11 protein-coding genes are annotated in these 11,845 nt (G+C 76.8%); 8 read left to right on the top strand and 3 right to left on the bottom strand.

What is annotated here, in order from left to right:
• The first annotated feature begins 14 nt into the window (after positions 1-14).
• The 4 genes from QQK22_RS14200 to QQK22_RS14185 all read left to right on the top strand — a co-directional run bounded on the left by QQK22_RS14200 (position 15) and on the right by QQK22_RS14185 (position 6,189).
• Positions 15-896, top strand: a complete 882-nt coding sequence (locus QQK22_RS14200; protein ID WP_284251609.1) for a lysylphosphatidylglycerol synthase domain-containing protein — start codon at positions 15-17, stop codon at positions 894-896.
• Positions 897-1,023: 127 nt separating this feature from the next.
• Positions 1,024-2,046, top strand: a complete 1,023-nt coding sequence (locus tag QQK22_RS14195) for an AAA family ATPase (protein WP_284251608.1) — start codon at positions 1,024-1,026, stop codon at positions 2,044-2,046.
• Positions 2,033-3,664, top strand: coding sequence for a DUF58 domain-containing protein (locus QQK22_RS14190; RefSeq protein WP_284251607.1), 1,632 nt, complete (start codon positions 2,033-2,035; stop codon positions 3,662-3,664). The genes QQK22_RS14195 and QQK22_RS14190 overlap by 14 nt, the downstream gene beginning before the upstream one ends.
• On the top strand, positions 3,661-6,189 hold the full coding sequence (locus QQK22_RS14185; RefSeq protein WP_284251606.1) for a transglutaminase-like domain-containing protein: 2,529 nt from the start codon (positions 3,661-3,663) through the stop codon (positions 6,187-6,189). Before QQK22_RS14190 ends, QQK22_RS14185 begins: the two co-directional genes overlap by 4 nt.
• 9 nt (positions 6,190-6,198) lie before the next feature.
• On the opposite strand, the gene QQK22_RS14180 is transcribed toward QQK22_RS14185, so the two are convergent.
• Positions 6,199-6,573 (bottom strand): winged helix-turn-helix transcriptional regulator, encoded by a 375-nt coding sequence (locus QQK22_RS14180; protein WP_284251605.1) that lies wholly within the window; start codon positions 6,571-6,573, stop codon positions 6,199-6,201.
• 116 nt (positions 6,574-6,689) lie between these two features.
• Between QQK22_RS14180 and QQK22_RS14175 the strand changes: the two genes are divergently transcribed.
• From QQK22_RS14175 to QQK22_RS14160, 4 genes are all read left to right on the top strand, one after another.
• Complete coding sequence (locus QQK22_RS14175) at positions 6,690-7,334, top strand: NAD(P)-dependent oxidoreductase (protein WP_284251604.1); 645 nt, start codon at positions 6,690-6,692, stop codon at positions 7,332-7,334.
• A 248-nt stretch (positions 7,335-7,582) separates the two neighbouring features.
• Positions 7,583-8,047, top strand: a complete 465-nt coding sequence (locus QQK22_RS14170; protein ID WP_284251603.1) for a PPOX class F420-dependent oxidoreductase — start codon at positions 7,583-7,585, stop codon at positions 8,045-8,047.
• A 161-nt stretch (positions 8,048-8,208) separates the two neighbouring features.
• Positions 8,209-9,009 (top strand): transglutaminase-like domain-containing protein, encoded by an 801-nt coding sequence (locus tag QQK22_RS14165; RefSeq protein WP_284251602.1) that lies wholly within the window; start codon positions 8,209-8,211, stop codon positions 9,007-9,009.
• Complete coding sequence (locus tag QQK22_RS14160; protein WP_284251601.1) at positions 9,006-9,545, top strand: GNAT family N-acetyltransferase; 540 nt, start codon at positions 9,006-9,008, stop codon at positions 9,543-9,545. The genes QQK22_RS14165 and QQK22_RS14160 overlap by 4 nt, the downstream gene beginning before the upstream one ends.
• A gap of 116 nt (positions 9,546-9,661) precedes the next feature.
• On the opposite strand, the gene QQK22_RS14155 is transcribed toward QQK22_RS14160, so the two are convergent.
• Positions 9,662-10,489 carry a hypothetical protein gene (locus QQK22_RS14155; protein ID WP_284251600.1) on the bottom strand — a complete coding sequence of 276 codons (828 nt, stop codon included), beginning with the start codon at positions 10,487-10,489 and terminating at the stop codon, positions 9,662-9,664.
• A 26-nt stretch (positions 10,490-10,515) separates the two neighbouring features.
• Positions 10,516-11,472, bottom strand: a complete 957-nt coding sequence (locus tag QQK22_RS14150; RefSeq protein WP_284251599.1) for a hypothetical protein — start codon at positions 11,470-11,472, stop codon at positions 10,516-10,518.
• Positions 11,473-11,845: the final 373 nt, after the last annotated feature.

The following is an 11,845-nucleotide window of genomic DNA, read 5'->3' as shown; positions in this document are numbered from 1 at the left end:
GTACCCGCGCCCGGGTGATCGCGATCGCCGCGGCGCAGGTGCTCGTGAGCGTCGGGCTCCTGGTGGCGCTCGGCGCCGCCTGGGGCTGGGGGCCGTTCGCGGACGCCCTGACGTCGCTGCCGTGGTGGGCGCTGCTCGGCGGCGCGCTCCTCGGGGGTCTCGGGGTGGTGCTGCAGGGACTGCGGGCGCGCGTCGTCGCCCGCCACCACGGCATCCCGCTCACGACCCGGTCCGCGGTCGCACGCTGCTGGCAGTCCGCGTTCCTCAACGGCGTCCTGCCCGGGGGTGTCGGCGGCGACCTGGTGCGGGCCCTGGACGACAGCAGCGACCACGAGGCCCCCGCCGCACGCCAGGCGCTGACCAGCAGCGTCCGCGCCGTCGCCGCCGAGCGCCTGGTCGGCACGACGATCGTGTTCGCGGCGGCGGGCGTCGTGCTGCTCCCGCTCGCGCCGCTGGTCGCGGTCGCCGCGCTCGCCGTCGCGCTCGCCGCGGCCGTCCTGAGCCGGCGGTGGCTGCGCGGGCTCGGCGGGCGCGAGGTCGCCCGGATCACCGCGCTGTCGCTGCTCGGATGGGCCACGTTCGTCGCGATGTTCGTCCTCGCGGCGATCGCCGTCGCGCCCCGGTTCCCGCCGGCGGAGCTGCCGGGCCTGGCCGCCGTCGCGCTCGGCGGGATGTCGGTCCCGCTCGGGGTCGGCGGCTGGGGGCCGCGGGAGGCGGCGGCCGGCTGGGTGTTCGAGACCTCCGGCCACCCCGCGAGCCTCGGTCTCGCCGTCTCGATCGCCTACGGTCTGCTGGCGCTCGTCTCGACGGTGCCCGGCGCCGTCGTCCTGGCGGTGCGGACGTGGCCGCGCCTGCGGGCGGTCCGGGCGGCCCGGGAGCGCCGGGCTCGGGCGTGAGGAGGGTGGGCGCGACGGCGTGGACGGTCGGTGCCCGCAGCCTCGACCCGCACGTCCGGACGATCTTTGCGAGACTGGGGTGACCGAGCGCCGGAGCACTCCTCGCTCACGTCCGAGGGAGCGCGCGTTGACGAGCGATCACGACATCGACCACCTCGACCCCGCCGCGGCCGCGCCACCCACGACGACGCCCGCCGACGTCACCGAGGTCGCTGACGTCGCGCAGCGCGTCGCGGACGCGGTCTCGCGCGTGCTGGTGGGCAAGGAGGACGTGGTCCGCCTCGCCGTCGTGTGCCTGCTGAGCGAGGGCCACCTCCTCATCGAGGACGTCCCCGGCACCGGGAAGACCAGCCTGGCCAAGGCGCTGTCGCGGGCGGTGGACGCGCCCGTCTCGCGCGTGCAGTTCACCCCCGACCTGATGCCGAGCGACGTCACCGGCGCCAGCATCTACAACCGGGTCACGTCCGAGTTCGAGTTCCGGCCCGGCCCCGTGTTCGCCTCGATCGTGGTGGCCGACGAGATCAACCGCGCCTCGCCCCGCACCCAGTCGGCGCTGCTCGAGGCGATGGAGGAGAGCCAGGTCTCGGTCGACGGCCGCACCTACGTCCTGCGGCGCCCGTTCCTCGTGCTGGCCACGCAGAACCCGGTCGAGATGGAGGGCACCTACCCGCTGCCCGAGGCGCAGCGCGACCGCTTCCTCGCCCAGACCACGATCGGCTACCCCGGGCGTGAGGCCGAGCTCGCGATGCTCGAGGACCGCGCCGACGTCGACCCGCTCTCGCAGGTGCGTCGCATCACGGACGCCGACGGCGTCGCGCGACTGGCGGACGCCGTCGCCCGCGTGTACGTGGCCCCCGTGGTGCGCGAGTACCTGCTGACGCTCGTGCGCGGCACGCGCACCCTGCCCGAGGTGCTGCTGGGCGCCTCGCCGCGCGCCGCGCTCCACCTCAGCCGGGCGGCGCGGGCCGCGGCGGCGATGGCGGGTCGGGACTACGTCGTGCCCGACGACGTGGCCGACCTCGCCGTCCCCGTCCTCGCCCACCGCCTCATGCTCGCGCCGGTCGGACCGGGCCGTGCCCGCCCGACGGCGCACGAGCTGCTCGAGGGCCTGCTCTCCCGGACCGCGGTGCCGCGCGGTGACCGGGCCTGAGGGCGACGGCGCCCCGGCGGGCGTCCCTGGACGGCGCGGGCGCGGCGGTGGTGCGGTCCGGCGCGACCGCGGGACGGGTGCCGGTCTCCGTTCGTCCCGGCGCGGCCCGACCCTGACGCCGCGCGGGCGCTGGTCGGTGCTCCTGGGCGCCGGGCTCGTGGTGGCGGCGGTCGCGCTGCGCGAGCGCGACCTCGTCTTCCTCGGGGTCCTCCCACTCGCGCTGAGCGTGCTGGCGTGGCTCGCCGTCGCGACCCGGCGCCCCACGCTCGAGGCCGACCACCGCGTCGAACCCGTCCGGCTGCAGGCCGGCGAGGTCGGCTCGCTGCGGCTGCGCCTGCGCAACGTCGGCCCCCGCACCACGCGCCCCCTCGACCTCGTGCAACCCGGGATCACCGACCTGCTGACCGGTGTGCGTCGCACCGTCCCCCCGGTCCCGCCCGCCGAGCGGACCGCGCTCTCGCTCCCGCTGCGCGCGCGCCGTCGGGGTGCCTACCGCGTGCCCTCGCCCCGCGTGACGATGCACGACCCGCTCGGTCTCGCCCGCGTGGTGCGGGTCCTCCCGGCCTCTGCCGAGCTGCTCGTGCTCCCCACCGTGCTGCCCCTGACCGGCCTGCCGCGCGGGCTGGTGGGCCGCACCTCGACCGGCCGCGGCGCCCCGACAGGGCAGCCCGGCGGCGGCGACCCCGATGCGGGGGTGCGCGCCTACCGCGCCGGGGACGACCCGCGCACCATCCACTGGCGCGCCTCCGCCCGGCTGCTCGACGACCTCGTGGTCAGGGTCGCCGGCCCGACGACGCTCGGCTCGGCCGCGCTCGTGCTCGACGCGCGGCGGCCGGCGGGTGGTGTCGGTGCTGAATCCCCGGTGAACCGGCCCGACGGGCCGGGCGCGGGACGCGAGGACTCGCGCCGCGCCGCCGGTCGCCCCGCACCCGGCGGCCCGACGCCGGAGAACGCCGCGTTCAGCCCCGACGGCGCGGCGCCGGACGGTCTCGAGGTCGCCGTCGCGCTCGCCGCCTCGATCGGCCACCACCTGCTCGAGCAGGACGTCGAGGTCGACCTCACCGACCACGCGGGTGCCGCGATCGTCAGCGGGCACGACGTCGCCGACGACCTGCTGGCCGCGCTCGCCGTCGTGGGGGAGCCGCCCGGGGAGAGCCCGTGGCACCCCGTCGTGACGGGGTCGCCGGACGCGGTCGTCGCCGTCGTCGGGCCGCTGACGGCGAGCGAGGCGACGGCGCTCGCGGCCCTGCGGCGCGGCACCGCGCTCGCGCTCGTGGTCGGGGACGCGCCCACGTGCGTGGACGTGCTGCGCGGCGCCGGCTGGCGCGTCGTGACCGTGGACGTCACCGACGCCGCGACGCCCGACGGCGGGGCTCACCTCGCCGACGCCTGGCGGCGGCTGTGCGGGGGTGCGGCCGTCCGGGGCGGCTCGGGGTGGAGCGGTGCCGGCCGCGGCGACGGGGACGCCGGCGGTGCGTTTATCGGAGGAGCACCCGCCGGACCGGCACGGCGTGACGGGGCCGGTCCCGACCGGCGCGGTGGCGGTGCGCGACCCGGTGATCCCGGTGACGGCGGCCGCACGCCGCGGGTCGTCCAGGTGGGGGAGGTGCCGCGATGACCCAGGCTCCCGTGCGTGCGCGCACCACGACGTCGACCCCGGGCGGGGCTGCGCGCGGCACGACGCGCGGCCCCGCGCCCCGGACGCGGCGCTCCGACCCGCGTCCCGCCGCGCGCCCCCTGTCGCCCTGGCCGGTCCGCGTCCTCGCGGCCGTCATGCTCCTGGCGAGCCTGCTCGCGATCGACGAGGTGCTCGTCGGCAGCGACTGGGTCCTCTGGCCGACCCTCGCGACCGCGTGGGTCGTCGGGCTCGGGCTCGCGCTGCGCCCCACGCGGCTGCCCGCCCTCGGCGTCACGCTCGTCCAGCTCGTGGCCCTCGCCGGCCTGCTCGCGCTCGTGTTCGGCGTGCGCTCACCGGCCGACGTCGGCGAGGTGGCGCGCATCGCGCTGGCCCACATCGAGGTCTCGGGTGCGCCCGCGGGGGTGGTGCCCGCCGTCGAGGTGGTGCTCACGGGCGTGGTGGGCCTCACCGCCGTCGTGGTGGACGCGCTCGCCGCCCGCGTCCCGGCGCTCGTCGCGCTGCCGGCGGCCGCCGTCGTCGCCACGGGCGCGACCTTCGACCCGACCGCGCTGCCGTGGTTCGCGCTCGTGGCACCCGGCGCCGCCTACGTCGCCGTGCTGGCGGCGGCCGGACCGGCGCGCTCGTCGCGGGTCGCCAGTGGCCGGGCGGGGGGCCGCGGCGGACGCGCGGGCCACACCGCGAGCCACCCCGCGAGCCCGGCGGCGCGCGCGGGCGCGGCGGGCCTCGGCGTGCTCGCCCTCGTGGCGGCGCTCGCGGCCACGAACGCGTCCGGGGTGCGGGCGGACGGCCGCCTCGAGCGCACCACGTCGGCCGGCATCGGCACGGCGTCGCCGTTCACGGGCCTCGTCGGCGACCTCCTGCGCGGCGACGACCGCCCGCTGCTGCGCTTCACCTCGCCCGCCGGTCCCCGCTACCTGCGCACGGCCGCGCTGACGGAGTGGACCAACGACTCCGGCTGGGCCATCACCGAGGACCTCGAGCGGGACCGCCCGCCGCAGGGGGCCGGGGGGACCGAGGTCGACATCGAGACGCTCGACCTGACCTCGCGCTTCCTGCCCGTGCTCGAGGGCACGACGGGCGTCACGGCCGACGGCGGGCTGCGCCACGACCCCGGCCTCGACACCTACTACGACGACGAGCCGACCGAGATCGACGACTACAGCCTCCGGCTCGACCCCGCGCTCCCCTCGGTCGAGGAGCTCCGCGCCGACACCGTCTCCCCTCGTCGTGACGAGATCGAGGTCGGCGACCTCGATCCGCGGGTGCGCCGGCTCGCGCAGGAGGCGACGCAGGGTGCGAGCACCTCGTTCGACCAGGCACTGGCGCTCCAGCGCTGGTTCACGACGGCGTCGAACGGGTTCGTCTACAGCCTGCGCGTGCCGGAGGGGACGAGCGGTGACGCGCTGGTGGACTTCCTCGAGCTGCGGCGCGGCTACTGCGAGCAGTACGCCTCGGCCATGGGCGTCATGCTGCGCTCGCTCGACATCCCGGCGCGGGTGGTGGTCGGCTTCGGCTCGGGCACCACCGACGCGGCCGGTGTCACCACCGTCACCAGCCACAACGCCCACGCGTGGGTCGAGGTCCGGTTCGACGGCGCGGGCTGGGTCCGCTTCGACCCCACCCCGGGCGGGGGCGGGCAGGGCGGCCAGGCGGCGCCCGCCGTCGCCGGCCTCGACCCGGCCGACGCCGGGGGTGGCGCGCAGCCGGAGGCGCCCGACCCCGGGACGCAGGACCCCACCCCCGGCGACCCGAACTCCTCGGCCGCGCCCGAGCAGCCGGAGGAGACGGGTGCCGACCCGACGGCGGGCGCGACGACGCCGGGGGACGGGGCGACGCCGTCGCCCACCGATCCCTCCGACGGCGCGACCGCCGGAGGTGCCGGGAGTGCCGGCTCGGGCGACGGCGCCGACGCCGGGCCGTGGACGCACGTCGGGCGCGGGGAGATCGCGCTGCTCGTCGCGCTCGCGCTGCTCACGGGTCCGCAGGCCTGGCGCTGGCGGCGGGGACGGCGCCGGCTCGCCGTCGCGGCGCGCGGCGGCGGGGCGGGGGCCGCGGCCGCGTGGGAGGAGGTCGAGGACCTCGCGCTCGACCACGCCGTCGTGGTGCCCCGGTCCGCCAGCCTGCGCGCGGCGGCCGCTGTCATCGCCGACGAGGCGCGGCTGCCCGCGCCGGCCAGGGAGCGGCTCGACGTGCTCGTGCGGGCGTGCGAGCAGCGGTGGTTCGCGGGCGGCCGGGACGGATCCGCTCCGCCCAACGGCGGGTCGGCCGGGCGCGGCGGGTCGGGAGGGTCGGGTCGGTCCGGCGGTGCCGACCGTGTCGACGCCGACGGCGAGGTCTGGGTGAAGGCCGTCGGCGACGTCGCGATCGGGCTGGAACACCACCGACCGCCGTCGGCGTGGCGCTGGTGGTGGCCACCGTCGCTCCGAGCGACGGCTCGACGGTCTGCACCCGCCGCACCCACCCCGGTGCGCGAGCAGGGGTCGCGGGCGGGAGCCGGGGTGTGATCGCGGGCGCTACCCCCGCGCCGCGCGGGCGGCCAGCACCGCGGGCATGTGGGTCACGGCCCACTCCTCCAGCGCGCGCAGCGGGTCGCGCAGCGTGTGCCCGACGGCGGTGAGCTCGTACTCCACGCGCGGCGGGATCTCGGGGTACTGCGTGCGGGTGACGAGCCCGTCCGCCTCGAGCGCGCGCAGGGTCTGGGTCAGCATCTTCTGCGAGACGCCGTCCACGCGCCGCGCGATCTGCGAGAACCGCTGCGGCCCGTCGGCCAGCGCGCCGATGACGAGCACCGTCCAGCGGTCGCCGATCCGGTCGAGCAGCGCGCGCGTGGGGCAGTCGCGCACGTAGGGGTCCCAGACGAGGGGGTCGAGGGTGTCGGTCGTCGTCATGGTCCCGCCTTCCGAGGTGGTTACCGCAAGGTGCCTACTTACCACTCGGAGGTTAGTTACCTATGGTGACTGTTGCAACGGCGGGACCACCCACGCCGGCGATCGAAAGGCAGTCCATGGCACGCATCTCAGTTCTCGGCGGCACCGGCTACGCGGGCGGGCACGTCGTCGCGGAGGCCGCTCGTCGCGGCCACCAGGTGACCTCGTACTCGCGCCACGCCCCTGCCGCACCGGTCGACGGCGTCACCTACGCCACCCTCTCCGCTCTCGACCCGGCGTTCGTCCCGACGGCGCTCGCGGACGCCGACGTCGTCCTCTCCTCCCTCGCCCCGCGTGGTGAGCTCGAGGGGAGGGTGCGCTCCGTCGTCGCGGCTCTCGCGGCCGCCGCACCCGAGGCGGGGGTCCGCCTCGGCGTCATCGGCGGTGCCGGGTCGCTGCAGGTCGCGCCGGACGGTCCGCTCCTGGTCACGACCCCCGACTTCCCCGAGGCATTCAGGGCCGAGGCGCTGGAGGCGGCGGGCGTGCTCGAGGACCTGCGCGCCACCCCCGCCGAGCTCGACTGGTTCTACGTCAGCCCGGCTGCCGGGTTCGGCTCGTACGCGCCGGGCGAGGCGACGGGCCGCTACCGCGTGGGCGGGGACGTGCTCCTGGTCGACGCCGACGGCCGCTCCGCCATCTCCGGCGCCGACCTCGCGCTCGCGATCGTCGACGAGATCGAGAACCCCGCCCATCGGCGGGTGCGGTTCACCGCGGCCTACTGAGGTCGCCCGACCCGACGCCGAACGGATCCGTCTGGGCGGGAATACCTCGGGCGACGCGTGGTTGTATCCCCTGGCTGGCCCGGTACATGTCCCCGGGCCTCACCTATGCCGCTACGAGCGGCCGTTCGCCGCGAGGCGACTGTCGGGCCAGCCACCTCGTCGGCGGCGGCCGTCCACCTCGGTGGGCGGCCGCCGTCGCATCTCCCCGCTCGAGGGCCTCGAGGAGCCTTGGTTGCTAGGTTCGGGGCATGCCTCGTTCCATCGCCACGAACACCCGCGTCGAGCGCACCGAGCTGGAGGAGTTCCTCGGCTCGCGGCACGACGGGGTCCTGGTCACCACGCGCCGCGACGGATCGCCGCAGCTCAGCCCGGTCAGCTACGGGGTCGACGGCGAGGGCCGCGTCGTCATCTCGACCTACCCCGAGCGGGCGAAGGTCGCGAACCTGCGGCGCAACCCGGCGGCGTCGCTGATGTCGCTCGGCGCCGAGTTCAACGACCCGTGGGTGCAGGTCGACGGGACGGCCGAGGTCATCGAGCTGCCGGACGCTGTCGAGCCCCTCGTCGACTACTTCCGCGCCATCAGCGGTGAGCACCCCGACTGGGACGAGTACCGCGCCGCGATGGTCGCGCAGGGCAAGTGCCTCATCCGGATCACGCTCGAGCGCTGGGGACCCATCGCGACGGGCGGCTTCCCGGCGCGGCTCGCCGACTAGGTCGCTCATCGCGTCGGCCACGATGGTCTCCTCTGGACCGGGGGGACCGCGCGGACCGGGCGCACCGGGTCGACGGCGCGGACCGGGTCGACCGGGCGGAGCGCGCCGACCCGTCGAGGCCCACCCGATGCATCGCGCACCACGTCCCCCAGACTGGGGGCATGGAGCGCACCGTCACGGCCCACCTCGAGCTCGACGTCACCACGCCGGCCACGCTGGTCCTCGAGATCGCGGTCGCGCAGGAGCACCTCGACGCCGGGGCGACCGAGTCGCTGACGGTCACGGCCGCCGGCGACGCCGTCGAGCCGCGCGAGCTCCTCGCTTCGCACGGGACTCGCCTGCACGTCGTCGAGGCGGGTGCGGGCCCGGTCAGCATCGACTACCGCGCCAGCCTCACGCGCCTGGCCGAACCCGCCGAGCCCACCGAGGCCGACACGATCGCGTTCCTCCGCCCGAGCCGCTACTGCGAGTCCGACTCGCTCGCGCCGACCGCGCGCAGCGAGTTCGCCGGCCTGAGCGGCGCCCCGCTCCTGGCGGCGGTGAGCTCCTGGGTCGGGACGCGGCTCGCCTATGTTCCCGGGGCGTCGCTGCCCACGGACGGCGCGGTCCGCACCCTGCTGGCGCGTCAGGGGGTGTGCCGGGACTACGCCCACCTCGTCGTCGCACTGCTGCGGGCGCTGGACGTCCCGGCGCGCCTCGTCTCGGTCTACGCGCCCGGGTTGACCCCGATGGACTTCCACGCGGTGGCCGAGGCGTTCGTGGACGGCCGCTGGTGCGTGGTGGACGCGACGACGCTCGCGCCCCGCGGCTCGCTCGTGCGGATCGCGACGGGCCAGGACGCGTCGTCGACAGCGTTCCTCTCGGTGCACCACGGGACGGCGACGATGGGTGCGATGGAGGTCACCGCCGTCGCCGACGTCCTGCCCGACGACGACCTCGACCGGCTCGTGACGCTGCGGTGAGCGTCACCCGGGCGCTCGCCGTCGAGGATGCGGCCGAGCTGGCCGACCTGGTCGTGCGCGAGCGCGCGTTCCTCGCGCCGTTCGAGCCGCGACGGCCCGAGTCCTTCTTCACGCGGGACGGCCAGGCGCGACTTGCGGAGACGCTCCTGGACTCGCGGGCGGCGGGGACCGCGCTCCCGCTGGTGATCGTCGACGACGGCGCGATCGTCGGTCGCCTCACGGTCACGTCGATCGCGCGCGGCGCCTTCTGCTCGGGTGCGCTCGGCTACTGGGTCGCGCAGGGCGCCGGGGGCCGGGGACTGGCGACGGCGGCGGTCGCCGACGCCTGTGCGCTGGCCTTCGGCCCGCTCGAGCTGCACCGGCTCGAGGCGGGGACGCTCGTCGACAACCTCGCGTCGCAGCGGGTGCTCGCGAAGAGCGGCTTCAGCCGGTACGGGCTCGCACCCGGGTTCCTCAGCATCGACGGCGCCTGGCGCGACCACGTGCTGTTCCAGCGGCTCGCCGACGACGGCGTCCCGGCGGTCGCGCCTCGCTGAGGGCGGGCTGTCGACGCGGGATGGTCGGGTGGGGCGGATCAGGTCGGCGGCGCGGTGGTCCGGCGTCCGCGAGGACGGCGTCCCGCTGTCGGACTAGCGGGCGTCCCGCTGTCGGACTAGCGCGCCGCGGGCGCGATCTTCTCGAGCGAGCGCGTCATCGCGGCGTGGCCGTGGTGGACCGTCTCGCGGCTGACCTCGAGCGACGCCGCACCCTGGCGCACCTTCTGGCGCGCCTGCTCCAGGGCGCTCGTGAAGCGGTGGATCGTCTGCTCGCGGCGGGCGCGCTCGTCGCTCGCGCGGCGCAGCGGGGCGAGGTAGGCGGCCGCGGCACCGATGGCGAGGCCGACCACGAGCACCCACCAACCGGGTGAGGTGACGAGCGCCAGCACCACGAAGACGAGCGCGAGGCCCGCCAGCGCGCCGACGAGCCAGAGCTGGGGGCCGGGGATCGGCTGGTCGAGGTAGCGGCGCTGGGCCTGGTCGGCGGCGGCCGCGCCGTCGTCGTCCGGTGTGACCGTGACGGTCGTGCCCACGAGCGTGACCGACTCGCTCGGGGGCGGCGACGCGAGGAGCTGGTCGCGGTGCTGGTCGGCGGCCCGCAGGAGCTGGGGTGCCACGAGCGGTGCGACGAGGGCGGCGGCGTCGACGTCCGTGCCGCGGGCGTCCGCCACCACGAGCTCGACGACGCCGCCCGCCGGCTGCGACCACCACTGCGCCTCGCGGTCGGAGACCTTGCCGAGGTGGGTCTCCAGCAGGTTCGCGCGGTCGAGCAGCTCCCGCTCGCGGGGGCCGCCCTCGACGGCGAGCGACATCACGATGCGTTCGAGACAGACGACGGGGTCCACCTCGCGCGTCGGGCGCTCACCCTCCGGGCTGCCCCAGCCCCCGGCCGTGAGGTCGGCGGCCCCGACGGCGCGGTTGCCCCGGAGCTCGTGCCCGGCCACGCGGTCCGCCCACAGGGACCACGAGCTCAGGACGGCCTCGCGGTTCGTCGTGGCGGGGGTGGCGCTCCGTCGACCGGACGGCGACTCCTCCTGCGAGAGGTTCGCGAGCGGGTCCGGGCCCGACGTGAGGTGCCCGAGGCGGGGGCCTCGTGGAGCAGGTCGCCCGTGCTGCGCGACCACGAGGTGGGCTGGGCCAGGGCGAGGCGGGCGGCGACGGCGTTGCGCACCGTGGTCACCGCGTCCTGGCCGAGCATGCCGGCGGTCGCGGCGCGCCACAGCACGCGTTCGGTGTGGGTGACCTTCTCCGAGGAGGAGGTGTCGGGTTCGGACGGGGTGCGGAACCCGCGGACGGTCGACGTGCTCGAACCGCGTGAGGCGCCGCGGGTGCGCCCTCCGCCGGCCGCCGCGGGAGCCGCGGGGGCCTCGCCCTCGGCGCTCCCGAACGCGGGGGTGCCGGTGGGGGGACCGGATGCGAGGCCCTGGAAGCAGCTGTCGAGCATCGAGGTGGTGAGCTCGGGGTGGCCCACGAGGGTGGTGACGGCCACGAGGAACGGGGCGGCCCGGCCCCGGTCGAGCCGCAGCGCGGTGTCGGCCGCGTCCGCGTCGAGGGTGCCCTGGCGCGCATCCACGATGGCGAGCGCCGCCGGGACGAGCCAGTAGTCACCGTCGGAGGCGAGGTCGGGCGACTGGCGGAGGTAGGTGAGGTCCCCGTCCCCGCGCAGGACGGCGCGGGTGAGGGCGACGGCCGCGTCGCGCGCGCGACGCGTCGGGATGTACAGGGTGAGCTCGTCTCGGATGTCGCCGAGCTCGATGAGGGCGTTGAGCTGGAAGGTGAGGGTGTCGACCTTGGTCGTCAGGTCACCCTGCAGGGCCTGGATGCGGCGCTCGACGGCGCGCTGCCGAGCGCTCGCGGCGGCGGCCTGCGCGGCCATGGCCTCGTTGAGGTCCCGGATGGCTCGGTTCTGCGACCAGTCCTGTGACATGCCGGTCACCCTAGAGGGACGCGGGAGCTCGGTGGGGGATCGGTGCGGAGAAGAGCCGGCTGCTCGTTCGCCGGACTGCCTGACGACTCACCGCCGCAGTGCCGGACTGCGCGATGACCTGTCGCCGCGCATGTCGGACGGTTCGACGGCCCGCCGCGCTCGTCGGATGGTGCCACGGCCTGTCGCCGCGCTCGTCGGGCCGTGCCACGGCCTGCTGCCGCGCTCGTCGGGCCGTGCCACGGCCTGCTGCCGCGCTCGTCGGGCCGTGCCACGGCCTGCTGCCGCGCTCCTCGGGCCGTGCCACGGCCTGCCGCCGCGCACGGCAGACCGCGACACGGCCTGCCGCCGTGTGCGCCGAACGACGCGAACCCTT

Source organism: Litorihabitans aurantiacus (assembly GCF_030161595.1).
In the GTDB taxonomy this organism is placed as follows: domain Bacteria; phylum Actinomycetota; class Actinomycetes; order Actinomycetales; family Beutenbergiaceae; genus Litorihabitans; species Litorihabitans aurantiacus.
This window is presented reverse-complemented; position numbering and strand designations above follow the sequence as displayed.

What these genes read in the sequence shown, in the direction of transcription:
- QQK22_RS14165 (WP_284251602.1), top strand. Translation starts at nt 8,209, where the DNA reads ATGGAGCGCACCGTCACGGCCCACCTCGAGCTCGACGTCACCACGCCG.
- QQK22_RS14150 (WP_284251599.1), bottom strand. Translation starts at nt 11,472, where the DNA reads ATGTCACAGGACTGGTCGCAGAACCGAGCCATCCGGGACCTCAACGAG.
- QQK22_RS14185 (WP_284251606.1), top strand. Translation starts at nt 3,661, where the DNA reads ATGACCCAGGCTCCCGTGCGTGCGCGCACCACGACGTCGACCCCGGGC.
- QQK22_RS14175 (WP_284251604.1), top strand. Translation starts at nt 6,690, where the DNA reads ATGGCACGCATCTCAGTTCTCGGCGGCACCGGCTACGCGGGCGGGCAC.
- QQK22_RS14170 (WP_284251603.1), top strand. Translation starts at nt 7,583, where the DNA reads ATGCCTCGTTCCATCGCCACGAACACCCGCGTCGAGCGCACCGAGCTG.
- QQK22_RS14180 (WP_284251605.1), bottom strand. Translation starts at nt 6,573, where the DNA reads ATGACGACGACCGACACCCTCGACCCCCTCGTCTGGGACCCCTACGTG.